Below are 20,554 nucleotides of genomic sequence, written 5' to 3'. Positions count from 1 at the left end.
TACGTCATTTTTGCGGACCGCCCGCGCCAGTTAGGCTGCGGCGCGGGTTTTCCGCACACGAAGGACAAAACATGTTCGATACCCACACGGTAGAAATTGAATGGGCAGGCCGCCCGCTCAAGCTCGAAACCGGCAAGATCGCCCGTCAGGCTGACGGCGCCGTGCTTGCCACCTACGGTGAGACCGTCGTTCTCGCCACCGTCGTTTCGGCCAAGGCGCCGAAGCCCGGCCAGGATTTCTTCCCGCTCACCGTCAACTACCAGGAAAAGACCTACGCCGCCGGCAAGATCCCGGGCGGCTACTTCAAGCGCGAAGGCCGTCCGTCGGAAAAGGAAACGCTGGTTTCCCGCCTGATCGACCGTCCGATCCGCCCGCTCTTCCCGGAAGGCTACAAGAACGACACCCAGGTTGTCGTCACCGTCGTCCAGCACGATCTGGAAAATGATCCGGACGTCCTGTCGATGGTTGCCGCGTCCGCAGCCCTGACGCTTTCGGGCGTTCCGTTCATGGGCCCGGTCGGCGGCGCCCGCGTCGGCTACATCAACGGCGAATACGTGCTCAACCCGCATCTCGACGAGATGGACGAATCGATCCTCGACCTCGTAGTCGCCGGCACAGGCGAAGCCGTTCTGATGGTCGAATCCGAAGCCAAGGAACTGGCTGAAGACATCATGCTCGGCGCCGTCATGTTCGGCCACAAGGGCTTCCAGCCGGTCATCGACGCGATCATCAAGCTCGCCGAAGTTGCTGCCAAGGAGCCGCGCGACTTCCAGCCGGAAGACTATTCGGAACTCGAAGCTGAAATGCTCTCGATCGCCGAAGCCGAGCTGCGCGTTGCCTACAAGAACACCCAGAAGGCTGAGCGCTACGCCGCCGTCGACGCCGTCAAGGCAAAGGTGAAGGCACATTTCTTCCCGGAAGGCGTTGAGCCGAAGTACACTGCCGAAGTCATCGGCGCCGTCTTCAAGCACCTGCAGGCCAAGATTGTTCGCTGGAACATCCTCGACACCAAGAGCCGCATCGACGGCCGCGATCTCGAAACCGTTCGCCCGATCGTCTCCGAAGTCGGCATCCTGCCGCGCACGCACGGCTCTGCCCTGTTCACCCGCGGTGAAACGCAGGCGATCGTCGTTGCCACGCTCGGCACCGGCGAAGACGAGCAGTACGTCGATAGCCTCACTGGCATGTACAAAGAAAAGTTCATGCTGCACTACAACTTCCCGCCCTATTCGGTCGGCGAAACGGGCCGCATGGGCTCCCCGGGCCGCCGCGAAATCGGCCACGGCAAGCTCGCATGGCGCGCCATCCACCCGATGCTGCCGTCCGTAGACCAGTTCCCCTACACGCTGCGCGTCGTCTCGGAAATCACCGAATCCAACGGCTCCTCCTCGATGGCAACCGTCTGCGGCACCTCGCTCGCTCTGATGGATGCCGGCGTGCCGCTGGCAAAGCCGGTTGCCGGTATCGCCATGGGCCTGATCAAGGAAGACGAGCGTTTCGCTGTTCTCTCCGACATCCTCGGTGACGAAGATCATCTCGGCGACATGGACTTCAAGGTGGCAGGTACCGAAGCTGGTATTACCTCGCTGCAGATGGACATCAAGATCGAAGGCATCACCGAAGAGATCATGGGCATCGCGCTCAACCAGGCCAAGGGCGGCCGTCTCCACATCCTCGGCGAAATGGCCAAGGCCATCACCCAGGGCCGTTCGGAACTGGGCGAATTCGCGCCGCGCATCGAAGTCATGAACATTCCGGTCGACAAGATCCGTGAAGTCATCGGTTCGGGCGGCAAGGTCATCCGCGAAATCGTCGAAAAGACCGGCGCCAAGGTCAACATCGAAGACGACGGCACGATCAAGATCGCTTCTTCGTCGGCTAAGGAAATCGAAGCCGCACGCAAGTGGATCCATTCGATCGTCGCGGAACCGGAAGTCGGCCAGATCTACGAAGGCACGGTCGTCAAGACCGCCGACTTTGGCGCCTTCGTCAACTTCTTCGGCCCGCGCGACGGTCTCGTGCACATCTCGCAGCTCGCTTCCGAGCGTGTTGCCAAGACCTCCGACGTCGTCAAGGAAGGCGACAAGGTCTGGGTCAAGCTGATGGGCTTCGATGAACGCGGCAAGGTTCGCCTCTCCATGAAGGTTGTCGACCAGGCAACCGGCAAGGAACTCGCCAAGGGCGAAGGCGAAGCTGCCGAATAAGCAGCGCGCTTGAGAGAAAGCTACGGGCGCGGAGCGGATCGTTCCGCGCCCTTTCTTATTTATCCCCGCTAGGACGTTCCACCATGAGCCGCGACGCGCTGAAAACCCTTTTCCATCCCTTCGAGACCGGCGTTGTTCCCGCACCTGGCGAAGGCGAGCGTGTGCTGTTTCTCGGCGCCGAGGCGGGTTACCGGCTGCCGGCGGATTTTGCCGCGTCGATCGCCGCCGCGCAGGCCCTGCGACCGCTCTACCGCGGCCTTGAAGCGGCCAGGGCGCCGGTGACGCCGTTCGTCGAAGGCGAGGACTATGATGCAGCGCTTATCCTCTGCGGCAAGCACAAGGGCGAAAACGAGGACCGGATTGCCGAGGCGCTGAAACGCACCAAGATCGGTGGCCTGATCGTCGTCGCCGGCGGCAAGGAAGACGGCATCCAGTCGCTGCGCAAGCGGGTCGCCCAGTTTGGCTGGGGCGGCGACAGCCTGCCGAAATATCACGGTATCGCCTTCTGGTTCGGCCGTCCGGAAGATGCGGATGATGTGATCGCCAAGTTTGCCAAGAAGCCGGCACGCGTCGAGGGCCGCTTCGATGCTGCGCCCGGCATGTTCTCGCATGACCGGATCGATGCCGGTTCGGAACTGCTGGCCTCGCGTCTTCCCGAGGATTTCAGGGGCCATGCCGCCGATTTCGGCGCCGGCTGGGGTTATCTTTCGGTGATGCTGGCGGAGAAATCCCCTGGCCTGAAGGGCATTGATCTCTTCGAGGCCGATTATCACGCGCTGGAAGCCGCACGCGCAAACCTCAAGGCCAATGTGCCGAACGTGCCGACGCGCTTCTATTGGCACGACCTCACTTCCGAGGAAACGCGCGACAAATACGACCTGATCGTCATGAACCCGCCGTTCCACGAGACCCAGGCCGCCGATCCGGCGCTTGGCATCGCGATGATCAAGGCGGCGGCCAAGGCATTGAAGATCGGCGGCCGGCTGATGCTGGTTGCCAATCGCGGTCTGCCTTACGAGCCGGTCATGGCCGAGACCTTCAAGGAATGGGGCGAGACCTGCCGCAACGCCCGCTTCAAGGTGCTCTGGGGCAAGCGCTGAACCTCCAGAGAAGGCAATCCCACAGCGCTCCTGGGACGCATCTTTTGCGGTTGCGTTCGCCCTGAATAAGGTTCACCCTTTCCTTCGCCGCGCCCCTTGCGCGTCCGACCGGACGCGCCGCGCTCGATGGAGCAAACAATGGGATTTGGACCTGCCCGCCCGCCCATCACCGAAGACGTTGCGGAAGTGATTGCGAAGGATATCAAGAGCGGCGAAGGCAAGGAACCGACCTCCGAGGTGCCCCTGGCCTTCCAGACCGGCCGCCGGCCGGTCGAACCAGAAACCCTCGACCAGGCGCGCAAGCAGATGACGATGTTCGGCATCTTTGCGATCACGGTCCTGGCGGTGTTGCTCGGCGTCTGGTGGGCCGCCTGAGGTTTTCTAGGCGCATTTGTCAATTGCAGGGTGAGAGCGATGGCATGCGCTCTGGGCCTGCCATCGCATCGTTCTCGTGAATTATGCTTTCAAAGCCCGCTCGAACAGCCGCGAAAGCCGCTCTGCGAAGGCGCGGGGGTCCTGTGGCTTGTCGCCGTCGAGAACGCGCGCCTGGTCGAGCAGAAGCTGGACGGCGTCCGTGCGGAATTCGTCGCTGCCGCCCGAGGCAAGGGCGGTAATCAGCCCGTGGCCGGGATTGATCTCAAGGATCGGCTTGGCGATCGCATCCAGCCTGCCGGCGCCTTGCAGCATCTTTTCCAGCTGACGGTCGTAGCCCTGTTCCGGCGCGACCAGGCAGACGGCGCTTTCCGTCAGCCGGTCGGAAGTCCGCACGTCCGATACCGCGTCACCGAGGGCCAACTTGGCAAAGGCGATGAAGTCTTTGACGGCCGGTATCGTCTCCGGCGTCGACTGCGCGTCTCCATCCGCCTTCGGAACCTGGGCGAGATCGGCAGCCCCTTGCGTGATCGACTTGAACGGTTTGCCCTCGAAGTCCGGAGCCGCCGTGACCCAGAAACTGTCGACGGAGTCCGTCAAAAGCAGAACCTCGATCCCGCGCGCGCGAAAACCCTCGAGCTGCGGCGACGCCTTCAGCCGGTCGAGGTTGTCGCCCGCTAGATAGTAAATCGCGGCCTGCGCGTCCTTCATGTCCTTCACGTAGTCGGAAAGCGACCGCGTCGCCTCGTCTGACATCGTGGTGCGGAAGCGCGACAGTGCGATCAGCTGCGCCCGGCGCTCGAAGTCGTCGTAGATGCCTTCCTTCAGCACGCTCCCGAACGCATCCCAGAGCTTGGCAAAGGTGTCCGGATCGCTGCCCTGAAGTTTCTCGATGGCGGTCAGCACGCGGTTGGTCAGGCCCTTGCGAATGGCAGCGAGGATCGGGCTTTCCTGGATCATTTCGCGCGAGACGTTGAGCGGCAGGTCGGCCGTGTCGACAAGACCGCGCACGAAACGCAGGTAACGCGGCAGAAGCTCGGCGTCGTCGGTGATGAACACACGCTTGACGTAGAGTTTCATTCGGCCCTTGCCGGCGGGGTCGAACAGGTCCAGCGGCTTCGATTCCGGTACGAAGGCAAGGCCGGTATATTCATGCCGTCCCTCGGCGCGGAAATGCACGGTCAGCGCCGGTTCGTCATAGTGTCCGGAAACGCCGCGATAGAAATCGGCATATTCTTCCTTGGTGATCTCGTTCCTGGATTTCGTCCAGAGAGCGGAGCCATCGCCGATGCGTTCGGCTTCCTCGCCCGGCTTCTCGATCAGGTCGATCGGCACCGGCACGTGGCCGGACTGGTCCTTGACGATGCGCGAGACGCTCCACTTCGAGGTGTAGCTCTTGGCATCGTCCATCAGGTGCAGCGTGATGCGGGTGCCACGCGCCGGAGCCTGTGTCAGGTCGGCCTCGGTCACCGTATAGCTGCCTTTACCGTCGGACGACCAGAGAAAGGCGTGGGCGCTGCCCGCACGGCGCGAGACGACATCGACCTTGTCGGCGACCATGAAGGCGGAATAGAAACCGACGCCGAACTGGCCGATCAGCTGGGCGCCCTCACCGGCCTTTGCCGCCTCGACGCGGTCCATGAAGGCGCGGGTGCCGGACCGCGCGATCGTGCCGAGCGCTTCGACCAGCTCGTCGCGGCTCATGCCGATGCCGTTGTCTTCCAAAGTCAGCGTGTTGTTGTCGACATCGAGCGTCAACACGATGCGGGAGCTGGGATCGTCGGCCAGAAGTTCCGGCGCAGCGATCGCCTCGTAGCGCAGCTTTTCGCAGGCATCGGCGGCGTTGGATATCAGCTCCCGCAGGAATACATCCTTGTCGGAATAGACGGAATGCACCATGAGATGCAGCAGGCGCGCGACATCGGCCTCAAAAACATGGTTTTCGACGGGTTTTTCTTGAGCATTGCTCATGCTTGTCATGCCTCACATTGTATTGCGGAATGTCTTGCGCGCTCTGAACTGGCAAGGAATCGGGCAAAATTCAAGAGGGCAAGAGGGGCGCGCCGTTTGCGAACCGCGCGCCAGGCACCGGCAGCTCGGAAATTACTCCGTATCTGCCTTGCGGAGCGTGTCGAGCGCCGGCATCGACGTGATGTTGTAGCCGGAGTCCACGTAGTGGATTTCGCCGGTGACGCCGCGCGACAGACCTGAAAGGAGGTAGAGCGCAGAGCTGCCGACATCCTCGATGGTGACGGTGCGGCGCATCGGCGAGTTCTTCTGCTGCCAGGAAAGCATGGCGCGGGCGTCGGAAATGCCGGCACCGGCAAGCGTCCGGATCGGGCCGGCCGAGATGGCGTTGACGCGGATGCCGCGCGAACCGTAGTCGGCTGCGAGATAGCGCACCGAAGCTTCGAGCGCTGCCTTGGCGACGCCCATGACATTGTAGTTCGGCATGACGCGCACGGAGCCGCCATAGGTCAGCGTCAGCATCGCACCGCCGTCGGTCATCAGTTCGGCGGCACGCTTGGCGATCTCGGTGAAGGAGAAGCAGGAGATGACCATCGTGCGGCTGAAATTGTCGCGCGTCGTATCGGCGTAGAGACCCTTGAGCTCATTCTTGTCGGAAAAGCCGATGGCATGGACGATGAAGTCGAGCGTGCCCCATTTTTCCTTCAGCGCGTCGATGACGGCATCGACGGAAGCGATATCCTCGACGTCACAGGGAAGCAGGAACTCGGAGTTGAGTTCAGCTGCCAGCGGCTTGACCCGCTTGCCAAGCGCTTCGCCCTGATAGGTGAAGGCGAGCTCTGCACCCTGCGCCGCCAGGGCCTGCGCGATGCCCCAGGCGATCGAGTGGCTGTTGGCAACCCCCATGATGAGGCCGCGTTTTCCGTTCATGAGACCGGTCATGGTTTTATCCGTTGTAGCGCTGGAAAACGAGCGTTGCGTTGGTGCCGCCAAAGCCGAAGGAGTTGGAAAGCGCAATGTCGATCTTGGCGTTGTCGATGCGCTTGCGCACGATCGGCACGCCGTCGAATTCCGGATCGAGCTCGGTGATGTGGGCGCTTTCGCCGATGAAACCGGCCTGCATCATCAGAAGCGAATAGATCGATTCCTGCACGCCGGCAGCACCCAGGGAGTGGCCGGTCAGCGACTTGGTCGACTGGATATGCGGGATCTTGTTTCCGAAGACTTCGCGGATCGCGCCGATTTCCTTCGAGTCGCCCACCGGAGTCGAGGTGCCGTGCGTGTTGACGTAGTCGACGTCGCCCTTCACCGTGGCGAGCGCCTGGCGCATGCAGCGGACAGCGCCTTCGCCCGACGGAGCGACCATGTCGTAGCCGTCGGAGGTTGCGCCGTAGCCGGTGATTTCAGCGTAGATCTTGGCGCCGCGGGCCTTGGCGTGCTCCAACTCTTCCAGGACCAGGACACCGGCGCCGCCGGCGATGACGAAGCCGTCGCGGGAAACATCATAGGCGCGCGAAGCGGTCGAGGGCGTGTCGTTGTACTTGGAGGACATGGCACCCATGGCGTCGAACAGGTTCGACATGGTCCAGTCGAGGTCTTCGTGGCCGCCGGCGAACATCACGTCCTGCTTGCCCCACTGGATCATTTCCGTCGCATTGCCGATGCAGTGCGCCGAGGTCGAGCAGGCCGACGAGATCGAGTAGTTGACGCCGTGGATCTTGAACCAGGTCGCAAGCGTCGCGGATGCCGTGGACGACATCGCCTTCGGCACGGCGAACGGGCCGATGCGCTTGGGCGAATTGTTCTTGAGGGTGATTTCTGCCGCATCGATCAGCGTGCGGGTCGAGGGGCCGCCCGAACCCATGATGATGCCGGTGCGCTCGTTGCCGCCGACATCCTTCTCTTCGAGGCCCGAGTCGGCGATCGCCTGTTTCATGGCCACATGGTTCCACGTGCCGCCCTGTGACAGGAAACGGGCTGCGCGGCGGTCGACAAGGTCGGTCGTGTCGATATTGGGCGCGCCCCAGACCTGGCATTTGAAACCGTGTTCGGCAAAATCGTTCGAAAACGAAATGCCGGATTTTGCCTCGCGCAGCGACGCGGTGACCTCCTGCGCATCGTTCCCGATCGAGGAAACAATGCCCAGACCCGTGACAACAACCCGTCTCATGTCGATGACCTCTTCTTAATTGTTCTGAGAGCGGCTGACCCGCGGCTCAGGCAGCCTTTTCCTTCGACAGTCCGACGCGAAGGTCGCTTGCCTGGTATATGGTCTCGCCATCGGCCTTTAGCCAGCCATCGGCCGTGCCAAGCACAAGCCGACCACGCATGACGCGCTTGAAGTCGATGCCATACTCGATGAGCTTGGTATGCGGGCGAACCATGCCCTTGAACTTTACTTCACCGGTGGAAAGCGCCATGCCGCGACCTTCCTCGCCAAGCCAGCCGAGGAAGAAGCCCGTCAGCTGCCACATGCCGTCAAGGCCAAGGCAACCCGGCATGATCGGATTGCCCTGGAAATGGCAGGGGAAATACCAATCATCGGGACGGACGTCATATTCGGCGCGGATATAACCCTTGTCGAACGCACCTCCGGTTTCGGAGATGTCCGTGATGCGATGAACCATCAGCATCGGCGGCAGGGGCAGCTGGGCATTTCCCGGGCCAAACAGTTCGCCCCGACCGCAGGTCAGGATCTCTTCATAGTTGAAGCTGGATTGTCTGGTCGTCATGAACTGTCGTTTCCCCGCTACATCCGTTTTTCGTTGACTTGGTTTAGAGCAAGACAGGCACAATTTGAAGCGTCGACGTGACGGTTCCAAGTCGTGTTGCGCATCCCTGCCCAGTCAAGCACAAGGTCTATTTCCGCCGTCGCATACATGATGGGGACTGCAACAGCCAGAGATAATTGGCTTTTGCCCCAAGATTCAGGCTGTTTTTCACGGCTTGGCCGCCTTGGACCCCTCGCTTACTATTGAAAGCATTCGCAGCAAAAGTTATATCGGCACAGGTAATGTGTTGTGCAATAGCTTGAAAGTCTGGACCCGTCCGTATGACGACTGCCATCGAGATCCGTTCGGAAGAACGCCTCCGCCGTTCCGGCCTTAGGCCGACGCGTCAGCGCATGGCGCTTGCAGACCTGATCTTTGCCAAGGGCGACCGTCATCTGACGGTGGAAGAATTGCACGAGGAAGCCGTGGCCGCGGGTGTTCCGGTATCGCTTGCGACGGTTTACAACACCCTGCACCAGTTCACCGAAGCCGGCATGATCCGCGTTCTCGCCGTCGAGAGCGCCAAGACCTATTTCGACACCAATGTGTCCGACCACCATCACTTCTTCGTCGAGGGTCACAACGAGGTGCTCGACATCCCGGTCAGCAGCATCACGATCGACAACCTGCCCGAGCCGCCGGAAGGCATGGAAATCGCCCATGTCGACGTGGTGATCCGCCTGCGCCGCAAGCGCGGCTGACCTTCCTCCTTACATCACATCGTCAGGATGACGGCCGGGCCGCGGGTCGCCGGTCGGCAGCGTCCACCCGTATTTCAGGGCCCCGCCCCGCACGGCAAAAGCCGTCATGACACCAAGGCTTGAAGCAACGAGCAGCGATGCGCCGAAATAGGTTGCCGTGGTAAAGACGCCGGAGCCGGCGAGCGCGGCCGTCACATAGATCTCCGGGCGCAGCAGCACCGATGGTTCGCCCGCGAGCAGATCGCGCAGGATGCCGCCGAAGGTCGCCGTCAGCATGCCGGTGACCAGTGCCACGATCGGCGATCCGGTCGCCGATAGCCCCTTGGCCGCCCCCATGACGCAATAGGCCGAAAGCCCGATGGCATCCAGCCAGACCAGGAATTTATAGCGCGATTCCATCATATGGGCGGAGAAGAAGACCAGGAGACCGGCGCAGCCGCAGACGACCAGATAGATCGGGTTGCTGACCCAGAAGACGGGCGTTGCGCCGAGAATGACATCGCGCAGAGTGCCGCCGCCGATGCCGGTCACGGAGGCGAGGAAGATATAGCCGATGATGTCGAGCTGCTTGCGCGAGGCGGAAAGCGCCCCGGTCGCCGCAAACACCGCGACCCCGGCATAGTCGAGAATTTCCAGGATCGGCATGTTTCCCCCCAGCCAGAAAACCGAGAAGGACCACAATGGCACTCTTCCGTCAACGGCCGGCCTATTGCGGGAAAAGCACATGCGTCCTGCCGCTGATGTAATAGGCGATCAGTCCGGTCCATTCGCGCATCGCAGTCGTCGTCAGTTGCGCATTCAGCGAAGGCTGGCTGAAATCCGGGCCGAGGGAAAGCTGCCCGCTGGTGCGATAGTCTACCGGCCAGGGCGTTACCGGAATGCCGAGCTTGCGAAACAGGCCGACCGACCGCGGCATGTGGAAAGCCGAGGTGATCAGGGCGCAATCCGAAAGGCCGTAGCTCTCGAGCAGCTCCTTGGTATTGTCTGCATTCTCGAAAGTGGTTCGTGACTGGTCCTCACGGATGATCCGGTCCGGCGCAATGCCGAAGGTGGAAAAGAAGGCTATGGACGTCTCTGCATCGCCCTCATATTTGCCGCTGAACGAACCGTCGCCGCCGGAAACCAGGATTTTCGCTGCTGGATAAGCCTGCGCCAGCTTCAGCCCCTCGACGAAACGGTCGGCCGCCTGATTGAATTCCATGCCGCCGCGCGCAGCGATTACTTCGTTCTCGAACGCGCCACCAAGGATGATGATGCAAGAGAGATTGGCCGGCAGGTTTGCAGGCCGGGCAATGCGGTTCTCCAGCACCTGCAGCATCACCGCACCGCAACTGGTGAACAGCGTCAAAAACAGCAGGGTCGCCGCGAGCCCGGAGAAGAACCCGCGCAGCCGTTGAAAGCCCACGCCACCGAAAACATAACTCAGGATCAGAAGCAGGAAGATCAGGGACAGTGGCTGGGCAAGCAGCCAGAAGACTTTCGAGACGAGAAACATCCGGTGCCTGTGTCAGCTACATTCGCGTTGAAGGGACTGCAGGCTAGAGAGAACGACGTTCAAACGCAAACGTCCGGCGGTAGATTTGCCAAGCGGCCTGCGTCGCCACGAACGGTGTTCTGTGAAGTGAAGCCGGAGACGGCGCGCCGGTTCGGGCGCGCAGTCAGCATCAGGTCCGACCGAAAGTCGCCGTTGATGCCGTTGGAGCAGCAACTGCCTTGTTGCGCCGGAGATAAATCAGCGCCGCCGCCAACAGGATGCCAAGGGCGATGACGATGATCGCCAGCACCGGTCGATAGGCGATCCAGGCGATGGCGATGACCAGCGGCCCGAGGATCAGCGTCAGGATGCCGGCGATGATCGACGTCCCGAAACCGACGATCGAGCCGACAAAGGGAATGACGTCGGCGATGATGCCGAGGATCGACAACATGATGACGAAGCCGATGAACATGCCGAGCAGGCCGCCGAAGCGTATCAGCCAGGTGATCAGCGTATTCTCGCTCTGGGCTGCCTCGAACATTTCCGCTGCACCGACATTACCGGCAGCGCTCAGAAACAGCTCGCGTCCATTGGAGGACTTATACCCAGCGACGGTCGCGCGCTTCTGCGCGCCGACGAAGCTCGCCTCGGAAATGTCCTCGCGGCTGAAGCTGATGCGCAGATCGCCGATCGCCGGGCTCTGGCGGTTCTGCGAGACATAGATCGTCGTTCCGTCCGCCTTGACCGGCTTGTCGGAACCGAGCGCCGAAGTCACCTGGCCGGCGACATCGGGGGAGAGCGTGACCGGGCTGTCCGTGCCGAGATCGGCAACCGCCCTGCCATCGACCGTGAAGGCGCCGAGCGTTGCGGTCGCCACCGTGAAGTGCTCGCCCTCGATCGGCATGTCGGGGTTCTGGTGCTGATCGGCCTGCTTGAAATCGGAGGAATCGACCCGCCGCGAGCGCCATTCTTTCTTATAGGTATAGGTCGTGATGGTCTCTTCGCCGCCGCCAAGCGTCTTCTGGGTCTCGCTCTTGCTGTCCTCGACCCATTGATACATCTCGACCTTGCGGTTGAGGCCGGCAGCCCCCTTGGCGGAAACGCCGAGCGCCGGATCCTCCGGCGTGCCATCGGGCTTCACCGATCCGGATATGTGCACCAGCTTACCTTCATTGGCCGGATCGATGGTGCCGCTGTCGACGGAGACGACAATGCCGGCACCCTCCGCGAGCGCCCGATAGGTCTGCACCGAGCGGCCTTCGTTCCAGGAGAGCAGCCAGATCATACCGAGCACCAGGAGCGGGCCTATGACGAGGCCGATCAGCCCGTTCTTCAGCCGTGAAAACCAGGAGGTCGTCGTCGTTTCCGTAAAGCTCATGTCCCTCATCCCCTCTCGTGTCCATCTGTGCAACGGCTGGCGTCGCAGACTTATTCACTGTCTCCGGTGCTATCAGAAAATCAGTAAAATTAAATAATCGTTGCCTGTCGCGCGAACATTCTTTGGGTCATTTCGCGAGATGTCGCAGTATTCTTTCCGGGGCAGCAGCGTTGTTTTTCCGTTTCGCATCTTGCCCCCGATCCGGCGGCCGTTATCTTGCCGCAGCAGGCATTCAGCGGGGAGGGTAACATGGCGGCGATGAGCGATAGTTTTGAAACGGGGACATTCGTAGGGCGCCTCTGGCGGCCGGATGTCGCTGGCCCGTCCCTGGTGGTGCTGCGCGGCGGCGATCTCTACGACATCACCTCGAAAGAGGCGCCGACGATGCGCGACCTCATCGAACGCGATGATCCGGTCGCATTCCTCATGCAGCAGGAGGGCGAGCATCTCGCGTCGTTGGAAGCCGTCATGGGTGGTTCGGTGGAGGCGGCTGGCGATTTCTCGACCATGCATTTTCTGGCACCCTGCGACCTGCAGGCGGTCAAGGCTTGCGGCGTCACCTTCGCCCGGTCGATGCTTGAACGCGTCATTGAGGAAAAGGCTGCCGGAAACCCGGCGCTGGCGGAAAAGATGCGCGAGCGCGTGACCGCCATCATCGGCGACAGCTTGCGCGACCTGAAGGCAGGGTCGCCGGAAGCGGCGAAGGTGAAGGCGGCGCTCATCGAAGAGGGCGTCTGGTCGCAATATCTGGAAGTCGGTATCGGTCCGGATGCCGAGGTGTTTTCCAAGGCGCAGGTCCTGGCCTCCGTCGGCTGGGGTGCATCCGTCGGCCTGCATCCGATTTCCAGATGGAACAATCCGGAGCCGGAAATCGTGCTGGCCGTCGACAGCCAGGGCCGCGTCAAGGGCGCCACCCTCGGCAATGATGTCAATCTGCGCGATGTCGAGGGGCGCTCGGCGCTGCTGCTCGGCAAGGCCAAGGACAACAATGCATCGTCCGCCATCGGCCCTTTCATCCGCCTGTTCGATGCCACCTATTCGATCGACGACGTGCGCAATGCCGATCTGTCACTGACGATCAGCGGCCCGGATGGTTTCCTGTTGAAAGGATCAAGCACGATGCGGGAAATCAGCCGCGATCCGCTCGATCTGGTCTCCCAGACGATCGGCCGTCACCATCAGTATCCCGATGGTTTCATGCTGTTCATGGGAACGCTGTTTGCGCCTGTCGAAGACCGCGACGCGCCGGGGCAGGGCTTCACCCATAAGCTCGGCGATGTCGTCACGATCTCGAACGCGCATCTCGGCTCGCTCACCAATACCGTGCGCCTCGCGACGGAATGCCCGCCCTGGACATTCGGCCCGTCAGCGCTGATGCGCAATCTCGCCGCACGCGGATTGCTTTGATCCAAAGCGCGGCCGCGGCAAAGGCGAGCGGGGAGGGCAAGTGCTCTCCCCGTTACTCCTATCTTTTGACGCTCTCAGTTTGTCGACCAGCGGGTCGGATCGGCCGATGCGACGCTGAGGAAGCGGTAGCCGGTCTGGTTGCGCTTGACGATCGTCTTGCGCAGGTTGTCGAGGGCGAATTCCCCAGCGGAGGTCTTGACCAGCAGGATCGCGTGGCCCTCGCCGCGCGGCGTGCGCACCACGGCGACGCGCAGCGCGCTGGACGGAACGCCGGCGCGGATGAGAAAGCTGCGCTTGGTCATGACATAGTCGTCGCAATCGCCGAAGCTCGGGTTGAGCGACCAGACGTCGCGTCGCTCGTTCAGCGGGCGGATGCTGCGGTTGACCGAGCGGTTGACCGAGGCAAGCAGGCCGCGGATTTTCGAGGTATAGGCGACCTGCGACTTCGAGCTCTTGGTGCACTCCTCGATATGATCGAGGCAATAGAGCGAAAATGCGATCGGCGCCACCGAGGTCTGGCGGTGAACCTTCACGGCGCCGCGCGCCGAACCGAGATTGATGGCGTAGGCCGAAGACATGCTGGTGGCGCCAAGAGCTGCGATGGTCGCCAGCGCCATGATTGCTTTCTTGAACATGATCCGTGTCCCTGTTGTCCGTAGCCTTCTGTCCAAGGCCTTTTTTTATTGGACCGAAATCATTTCGGATCGGTGGGAGGCGCATCATGCTGCGAAGCGGAGCACATCCGTTTCGTCCACCTGTATCATCACGATACATGCGGACGCTTTTCAGTGCGCTTAAGTGGAAAGATACAATTTTACGGGTTTCGATTTTTTTCGCGGCAATGCCTGTGCCGCATGGCTTTGCTCGCCTCCAGGCAAAAAAAAGGGACGCGCGGCGCCCCCTGATCCCGAATTTGAGATGTCTATTCGGTGTAGTACCCGGAGTAGCTGTAGTTGCCCGACATCTTGGTGCGATCCTGCTGGTTGAGCAGGGTGACGATGCCGGCGTCCGGGTTCCTGTTCTCCTTGAGCGCGGCGACGGCCCGCTTGGCGCTCGATTGCGGCGTGCTCGCCCATTTGATGACGAAGACGATCATATCGGCGTGACGGGCGAGGTAGAGGCCGTCCACGACCGGTTCGACCGGCGGCGTGTCGAGAATGACGTAGTCGAAGTGCTTGCGGGCGCTGGCGAGAATCCGGCCCATCTTCTCGCTCATCACGAGTTCGTCCGTGGCGATGTCGCTGCGCCGTCCGCCGAGCAGCACGGTCAGGTTGGAGAGCGGATCGCGCATGATCAGCGAGGTCAGCGTCGCCGAATTGCGATCCTGTCGCAGATAGTCGATGAAATCGTGGTTCGGCTCGAGATTGAGATGCTTGTTGACGCTCGGCTTGCGCAGGTCGCAATCGATCAGCAGTGTCCGCTTGCCGGTCAGCGCATAGGCGCGGGCGAGAGACAGCGCCATGGTCGACTTTCCTTCCGCCGGCAGCGCGGAGGAAACCATGATGATCGCGCCCTCGTCGCTATCCTGCCGCTTCGGCGCCGGATTCTTCCTTTCCTGCTGGTCGAGCGTCAGCCGAAGCCGCCGGACGCTTTCGCTGAAGAGTGAGAGCGGTGCCGTCACCATGAGATCGGCCAGGCTGGAGGTTGGGTTCGCCAGCTTGTGATGCTCGTCGCCGGTCGCCTGGCGCGGGGCGATGGCCGAGAGCGGCACTTTCAGGACGGCTTCGATCTGATTTTCGCTGACGAAACCGCCAATGAAATATTCGCGCAGAATGGCAAGACCAAGGCCGAGACCGATGGAAACGATGAGCGACAGTCCCAGGATCACCTTGCTGTTGGGGAACGACGGCAGGGTCGGAGTCAGCGCGGCCGAAACCACGCGGCTGTCCGGCAGCTGCAGCGAAGCCTGCGCATCAAGCTCCTGCAGTCGGGACAAAAGGGTCTGGTACTGATTGCGGGCGATCTCGGAGGATTGCTGCAGGCTGTAGATTTCGGTCAGCACTTCCGGCGGCAGGTTGCTTTGCAGAACCGTGCTGCGAATCTTCTGGCGAACCTCGTTTGCCTGCTGCTGGTAGTTATTGACCGTCTGCTGCAGGTTGTTGACTTCCTGCGACGCCGCGTTTGCCAGCGATTTGTCGACCTTGGCAAGTTCTTCACGCAGGCTGATCGCCTCGGCGCTGCTGTCGCCGGTCGAGGCGATCCGCGTTGCGAGGTTTTCGCGCTGTTTCTGCAACTCATCGAGCGCATCCGATCCAAGCTGCGTCACCAGCGTCGAGAAATCCTGCGCTTGCAGTGATTTCTGCAGCGATTCGATCCGGCCGAGCTCGGCCGCCCGGTCCTGGTTGACTTTCTCGAGCTCGGCGCGAAGCGTGGTCAGCCCCGATGAATTGGCCTGCTTCTCCAGCCGGTCGATATTGCCGGTAATATAGGAATCGAAGTTCTTTTCGTTTTCGACGATTGCCGCGTTGGCAGCCTCCGCCTGCTTCTGGATCGAATCGCGTTTGGTGAGCGTCGCAGATACCTTCGCGTTGATCTGTTCCCTGATGTAGGTTTCGCTCATCGAATTGGCGAGCTTCGCGGCTTTTGCCGGATCCTTTGAAACCACGCCGACCGTGATCAGGTAGGTCAGGCCGCTGCGGCTGACGGTTATGGCTGATTTGAAGGAGGCGAGGACGCGCGACAGGGCCGCCTCACCGGTTGGGGCCGGCGGAAGCGGGATGCGCAGCCAGCTCAGGATCCTGTCTTTCAGCGAAACCGCGATGCCGAATTCGCCGTCGGAGACGAGGTCGTTTTCGCTCACGACATTGAGCAGAATGCGATCGGATTTGAGAATGCCGACCTCGCTTTCGACGCGAGAGTTGTCAGCGCTCGGATTGGAAATGATATTGTCCGAATCAAGAAGGTTTTTTGTGCTTGTATCGACAAGAATAAGGGATGTTGCAGTATATTTTGGCGTAAGGGAGTAAGTGAATATAATTGTCAGGACGAGTATAGCGGCAATTGTTGATAAAATCAGCCAAAGCTGGCGGCGTATCAACCCAAGAATGCCTTTGAGGTCAATTTCTGCATCCATTTGCACACAACCATTATCTGCACAGCGATCGCTGTTATTGTAAAAACTGTAAAAGTGTTTTTTTAAATTGCTGCAATGCAGCATCGCCACAGTTCTATCAGATTGCGGACGGCCGACAATTGCGAAATTCAAACATCATTAACTGCACTGAATGATCTCTGGAACACTGCGGCGAGAAAGTCGCACTGCGGACAATATTCCGCTCATGTAGGCGCCGGTATCGACATTGATCTGCAGCGGACCCACTTGGACTTTAGCGACCGGCGTGTGGCCGTGGATTGCGATGACGCCATTTGTAGCCACAGTTTTCGCGTTCGCTGGAGGGCGTAGCCACAACAGGTCCGCATCCTCCTGCTCGGCGAGCGCCACACCATCACGAAGGCCGGCGTGGACAAAACAAAATCCCGGTATGCTCAGCATGGATGGTAGGGATTCGAGAAAGGCAACGTGCTCGTCCGGAATGCGGGAATGCAGCAGGTTCTTCAGGGCCTGGCGATTGGCCGGCAGCTTGTGGAGGCCGTAGGAATAGAGCGTCTCCAGTCCCCCGAAGTCCAGCCAGCGATGGTCGGAAGACGGATTACGCAGGAAATCAAGCATCACCTCCTCATGATTGCCGGCAAGGCAGAAGCGCTTGACGTCTGCACGAGGCTTGGCTGTCAGCCGGTCGAGCACGGATGCCGACTTTGGTCCGCGGTCCACGTAGTCGCCGAGCATGATCAGCCATTTGGTACCCGCACGCTTGCGGCAGTCCTCGAAGATCAAATCCTCCAGCCTGCCGAGAAGATCGTCACAGCCATGCACGTCGCCGACAGCATAGATGTGATCCGGGCCGCCCTCGAAGAGAAGTTTCTGTCTTTGCACGGTCACTGGCGTGTCCACACCACCGCGCAGAAAATCGAGAATGCCGCGGATCATGACCCGCCCCTCTCGCCAGCGTTCATGAGCTCGAATTGCCGCGCCCACGCTGTGGCGACAATGGCGACGAACGCGAACATCACGGCTTCGATCTCGAGGCTGAAGTCGACCAGCGAATGCACGGCGCCGACCAGTATGACGCAAAGACCGCAGCGCACCAGCATGTCCTGCCCCGGCGCCTTCACATAGGCCGCACCCAGCTGAAACACAATGATCCCAACAATCAGCAGCGGCAGGCTGCCGAAAATCAGGCCGTATTCGGCCCAGAGCGCCAGATAGGTGGAGTGCGCCTTGTCCCAGACGAGATCGACGCTGACCGGCGCCTGATGGAACAGCGGATAGGCATATTCGAAGCTATTGCCACCGAACCCGAGCAGAGGGCGGGTTTCGATCATCTGCAGAACCTGTTGGTACAACTGCATTCGAACCTCCGATGAAGCTTCGAGGCTGCCCAGGCGCTCCAGAAATACCGCGCCGTAGCCAAACATGCCGAGGCCGACAATGATGGGGATGACAAGCAGCAGGATCCAGATGCCGGCCCTGTTGGCACCGGCGGTCTTCTTGGCAAGCGCCAGCGCGACCGAGGCAATCATGCCGCAACAGGCGGCAAAGAGGCCCATGCGCGAGTTTGTGGCGACAAGCGTGATGACCAGGACCAGCCAACCAAGACCGATGGTAACCACGCCGCCCTTGCCGAGATAGGTCCCCAAAGTCGAGTAGTCGCCTTTTCCCAAGGGCTTCTCGGTCATCCGCTCGATCATCAGGTTGATGCCAAGCACGCTGCCGAAGGCAAGGAAGGTGGCAAACGAGTTGCGATTGATGAAGCCGCCCAACGCCGAGCCGAAATATTTCCACTTCGGAATGCCAAGGATCGTGTCGCCGAACTGCACGAGGAACAGCAGCCCGACGACGGCGTGGATGACGATGGCCCAGTAGATGAGATTGATGAACGCGCGGGCGCGCTGCGGGTTGCTGGTGATTTGCAGCACCAGGAAGAAAAGCAGGCCATAGGTCGCCCAGCGCGCGAGCGCGAGGATCGTATCGTGCGGCGCCAGGCTGATCGTATCGACGGCGATGATGGCGCTCGGATCGGCAATGCTGGTAACCGCCGGAGACAAAGCGCCAAGCGGGAGCACCTGGACGATCATGTAGGCGCCGAGAAGGGCGAAAAGACAGAACAGTACCGGCAGTTTGCGCGGCGCGATCCTGAACCGGGCGTTGGACAGCGCCATGCGGCCGAAGAGAACGGCGCCGCACAGCGAGATCAGCATGGACCACAGCAGCCAGAAGGAGGGCTTGATGCTTCCGAACGCGAAGGGCGAAAGGAACAAAACCAGAAGAATGGGCCACATCAGCTGGTTGTTCAGCCGGAAGCGGTCCGAGTGGTAGCGCGCCGTCTTCGTCATGGTCTCAGGCCTGCCATTCTTGTGCCGGTGCGGATGCTGGTGCGCGCGGACCCGGTGCCGGTATTCCAATCAGGCCTTGGCATGGATATCGCAAAACAGGAACCCGGATCATCCCTTGCCCATCGATTTCTTGACGTTTCTCAGAAAGACGATTTGCCGGTCCTGCGGCATCGCTTCGACGATGGCAGTGATCCGCGCCCGGAAATCCGGATTGGAGACATAGCGTTCTGCAATGAGCTTGACACCTCTCTCGCTGCTGACAAGCAGCTTCAGGTCAGCGGCTTCCAATTTGACGGTCTCGGCGCTGAGTTGCGGAAAATAGGTCTCCGCCAGACTGACGCGAAAACGGGCGATCCATTGTTCGTTGGGGCCGGTCAATTGCGATTGCCTGAGGGCGGCGTTGAACTCGTCCCTGGCGAGCAGGCGAACCGACGCGGCGGCGCGCACCAGCCAGGCGAAGGAGTCCGTCGGCGTTGTCGCAACGATGTCCGAGGCGCGATTGGCGCATTTCGACACCACATCGCGCGCCGCTTCGTCGATCATGTCGATGTCCCTATAGGCCAGCACGATACGGAAACAGTCCTTCATGACCAGCGTCTTCGAATAGGACGAAAGGCCGAAATCAAAGTCTTCGCCAGCGTAGCCGTCCGGGGTCAGCGCCTGCTCGATGGGTTTGGCCATAAACGGCGCCAGTTCGCGCCACAGGCCGTAGCCGCTCGCCGCCGAAATCAGCAAGCAACATACCATCGCGATCCATTTTCTCTGCTTTACCATGGCGCGCCGTCTCTGGCGGGGTCTCTCCGGCCTGAATGCTTTTCGAAAGGTCGAACCCGGACGCTACTGAAAAATTTCATTCCTGCCGCTCAGATTGTATTTGGGGGACGAAAACCGAAGCCGAATGTCGCGAAAGCAATCATGAACGCGCAAACGGATCAAAGGTTCGAGTATCTGGGTGTACCGTACCAGCAGGGGTTTGGGCGAGGCTTACGTCTTCACTTCTATGACAAGGGTTATAATAGTATTCCTATATTGCAGGACCTTGCCGCATCAAGCGCAAGTTAAAACATCACAATTGTGCCACTACGGGAAATAGCTCGCCACCCCGCACGATCTCGGCGCTCCGTACGGACCGCAAAAATACAGTATAAAAAAAGCGCCCCGCAAGGCGCCTTTTCAAAATCAGCAGCCAAATCAATTCGCCAGCTCAGCTGGCTGGGGTGTCGCCCAAGCTTGGATCGTTGACAGCGGCAGTGGCAGCGCCGGGGGTGCCCGCCTGGAGGGCGGACACGACCTGCTCAACGAAGGGAACTGCGGCCGCCGCTGCCGGGCTCAATCCTGCCTGAGCCGATGCTGCGATGCCGCCAAGAGCCGCGGAGAGCTCAGGATTTGCAATGGCGAGAGTACCGATCGCCTTGACAAGCGAAAGAAGGAGCCTGTCCTTTGCCGGACCAGACGGCATCGCGCTGATTTCATCAGCGATGCTCTGGGCCTGGACAGCGCAATCGCTGGAGCAGGTCGCGAGGCCCGAAACTGCGCCAGCGGATGGCGCGGCCTGTGCATATGCGAAAGAAACGGAAGCGCAAAGCGCAAGAGTCGTGATCAGCAAAGAACGTTTAAACATAATTGAACCCCGTTAAATGGATTGGACTAGGGAGACCCGCTCCGAAAATTAAATATACGCTAACCAGATTAGGAGTTTCTTATGGCCCGTGTGATGACCTCTGTCAAGCCGGAGTGCGGATAATGAAGGGGTGCGGCTGGCACAGGCGCCTTCGAAAGCTA

Annotated in this window: 18 protein-coding genes and 1 pseudogene; 5 read left to right on the top strand and 14 right to left on the bottom strand. The window is 60.7% G+C overall.

The window, feature by feature from the left end; all coding sequences use genetic code 11:
• The first annotated feature begins 71 nt into the window (after nucleotides 1-71).
• The 3 genes from pnp to ACSQ3F_RS05340 all read left to right on the top strand — a co-directional run bounded on the left by pnp (nucleotide 72) and on the right by ACSQ3F_RS05340 (nucleotide 3,679).
• Nucleotides 72-2,204 carry a polyribonucleotide nucleotidyltransferase gene (gene pnp, locus ACSQ3F_RS05350; RefSeq protein WP_436099271.1) on the top strand — a complete coding sequence of 711 codons (2,133 nt, stop codon included), beginning with the start codon at nucleotides 72-74 and terminating at the stop codon, nucleotides 2,202-2,204.
• An 83-nt stretch (nucleotides 2,205-2,287) separates the two neighbouring features.
• The gene (locus ACSQ3F_RS05345; RefSeq protein ID WP_436099270.1) at nucleotides 2,288-3,304 is read left to right on the top strand and encodes a class I SAM-dependent methyltransferase; all 1,017 of its coding nucleotides are present in this window, start codon (nucleotides 2,288-2,290) and stop codon (nucleotides 3,302-3,304) included.
• Between the two features lie 138 nt (nucleotides 3,305-3,442).
• Nucleotides 3,443-3,679, top strand: coding sequence for a hypothetical protein (locus tag ACSQ3F_RS05340; protein WP_436099269.1), 237 nt, complete (start codon nucleotides 3,443-3,445; stop codon nucleotides 3,677-3,679).
• Nucleotides 3,680-3,760: 81 nt separating this feature from the next.
• Here the strand turns inward: ACSQ3F_RS05340 and htpG are convergent, their stop codons facing one another.
• The 4 genes from htpG to fabA all read right to left on the bottom strand — a co-directional run bounded on the left by htpG (nucleotide 3,761) and on the right by fabA (nucleotide 8,376).
• Complete coding sequence (gene htpG / locus ACSQ3F_RS05335; protein WP_436099268.1) at nucleotides 3,761-5,647, bottom strand: molecular chaperone HtpG; 1,887 nt, start codon at nucleotides 5,645-5,647, stop codon at nucleotides 3,761-3,763.
• 132 nt (nucleotides 5,648-5,779) lie between these two features.
• Nucleotides 5,780-6,586: an enoyl-ACP reductase FabI gene (gene fabI, locus ACSQ3F_RS05330; protein ID WP_436099267.1), complete on the bottom strand. Its 807-nt coding sequence runs from the start codon at nucleotides 6,584-6,586 to the stop codon at nucleotides 5,780-5,782.
• Nucleotides 6,587-6,590: 4 nt separating this feature from the next.
• The gene (fabB, locus tag ACSQ3F_RS05325; protein WP_436099266.1) at nucleotides 6,591-7,814 is read right to left on the bottom strand and encodes a beta-ketoacyl-ACP synthase I; all 1,224 of its coding nucleotides are present in this window, start codon (nucleotides 7,812-7,814) and stop codon (nucleotides 6,591-6,593) included.
• A gap of 46 nt (nucleotides 7,815-7,860) precedes the next feature.
• Complete coding sequence (gene fabA / locus ACSQ3F_RS05320) at nucleotides 7,861-8,376, bottom strand: 3-hydroxyacyl-[acyl-carrier-protein] dehydratase FabA (protein WP_436099265.1); 516 nt, start codon at nucleotides 8,374-8,376, stop codon at nucleotides 7,861-7,863.
• A gap of 320 nt (nucleotides 8,377-8,696) precedes the next feature.
• Here fabA and irrA point away from each other — a divergent pair, with 320 nt between their 5' ends.
• Nucleotides 8,697-9,116 (top strand): iron response transcriptional regulator IrrA, encoded by a 420-nt coding sequence (gene irrA / locus ACSQ3F_RS05315; protein ID WP_349436736.1) that lies wholly within the window; start codon nucleotides 8,697-8,699, stop codon nucleotides 9,114-9,116.
• Between the two features lie 9 nt (nucleotides 9,117-9,125).
• Here irrA and ACSQ3F_RS05310 read toward each other — a convergent pair whose 3' ends face one another.
• The 3 genes from ACSQ3F_RS05310 to ACSQ3F_RS05300 form a co-directional block, all read right to left on the bottom strand.
• Entirely contained in the window at nucleotides 9,126-9,761 is a 636-nt protein-coding gene (locus tag ACSQ3F_RS05310; protein WP_436099264.1) for a trimeric intracellular cation channel family protein, read from the bottom strand.
• Between the two features lie 61 nt (nucleotides 9,762-9,822).
• Entirely contained in the window at nucleotides 9,823-10,611 is a 789-nt protein-coding gene (locus tag ACSQ3F_RS05305; RefSeq protein WP_436099263.1) for a YdcF family protein, read from the bottom strand.
• Nucleotides 10,612-10,780: 169 nt separating this feature from the next.
• Complete coding sequence (locus ACSQ3F_RS05300; protein ID WP_436099262.1) at nucleotides 10,781-11,971, bottom strand: TMEM43 family protein; 1,191 nt, start codon at nucleotides 11,969-11,971, stop codon at nucleotides 10,781-10,783.
• 249 nt (nucleotides 11,972-12,220) lie between these two features.
• Between ACSQ3F_RS05300 and ACSQ3F_RS05295 the strand changes: the two genes are divergently transcribed.
• On the top strand, nucleotides 12,221-13,378 hold the full coding sequence (locus ACSQ3F_RS05295; RefSeq protein ID WP_436099261.1) for a fumarylacetoacetate hydrolase family protein: 1,158 nt from the start codon (nucleotides 12,221-12,223) through the stop codon (nucleotides 13,376-13,378).
• Nucleotides 13,379-13,452: 74 nt separating this feature from the next.
• On the opposite strand, the gene ACSQ3F_RS05290 is transcribed toward ACSQ3F_RS05295, so the two are convergent.
• The 7 genes and pseudogenes from ACSQ3F_RS05290 to ACSQ3F_RS05260 form a co-directional block, all read right to left on the bottom strand.
• A complete protein-coding gene (locus ACSQ3F_RS05290) occupies nucleotides 13,453-14,013 on the bottom strand; it encodes a transglutaminase-like cysteine peptidase (RefSeq protein ID WP_436099260.1) in 561 nt (186 codons plus the stop codon).
• A 287-nt stretch (nucleotides 14,014-14,300) separates the two neighbouring features.
• Nucleotides 14,301-16,178, bottom strand: coding sequence for a GumC family protein (locus tag ACSQ3F_RS05285; protein WP_436102045.1), 1,878 nt, complete (start codon nucleotides 16,176-16,178; stop codon nucleotides 14,301-14,303).
• Between the two features lie 3 nt (nucleotides 16,179-16,181).
• A pseudogene (locus ACSQ3F_RS05280) lies at nucleotides 16,182-16,451 on the bottom strand (Wzz/FepE/Etk N-terminal domain-containing protein); the annotation flags it as partial.
• Nucleotides 16,452-16,589: 138 nt separating this feature from the next.
• Entirely contained in the window at nucleotides 16,590-17,366 is a 777-nt protein-coding gene (locus ACSQ3F_RS05275; RefSeq protein WP_436099259.1) for a metallophosphoesterase family protein, read from the bottom strand.
• On the bottom strand, nucleotides 17,363-18,772 hold the full coding sequence (locus ACSQ3F_RS05270) for an O-antigen ligase family protein (protein WP_436099258.1): 1,410 nt from the start codon (nucleotides 18,770-18,772) through the stop codon (nucleotides 17,363-17,365). Before ACSQ3F_RS05270 ends, ACSQ3F_RS05275 begins: the two co-directional genes overlap by 4 nt.
• 108 nt (nucleotides 18,773-18,880) lie before the next feature.
• Nucleotides 18,881-19,507, bottom strand: coding sequence for a hypothetical protein (locus ACSQ3F_RS05265; protein ID WP_436099257.1), 627 nt, complete (start codon nucleotides 19,505-19,507; stop codon nucleotides 18,881-18,883).
• A 469-nt stretch (nucleotides 19,508-19,976) separates the two neighbouring features.
• Nucleotides 19,977-20,231, bottom strand: coding sequence for a hypothetical protein (locus tag ACSQ3F_RS05260; protein WP_436099256.1), 255 nt, complete (start codon nucleotides 20,229-20,231; stop codon nucleotides 19,977-19,979).
• Nucleotides 20,232-20,554 lie beyond the last annotated feature (323 nt).

It is taken from the genome of Pararhizobium sp. LjRoot238 (assembly GCF_964252955.1).
Taxonomy (GTDB): Bacteria; Pseudomonadota; Alphaproteobacteria; order Rhizobiales; family Rhizobiaceae; genus Pararhizobium.
Note: the sequence above shows the minus strand (reverse complement) of the source record. Positions and strands in the feature narration are given on the sequence as shown.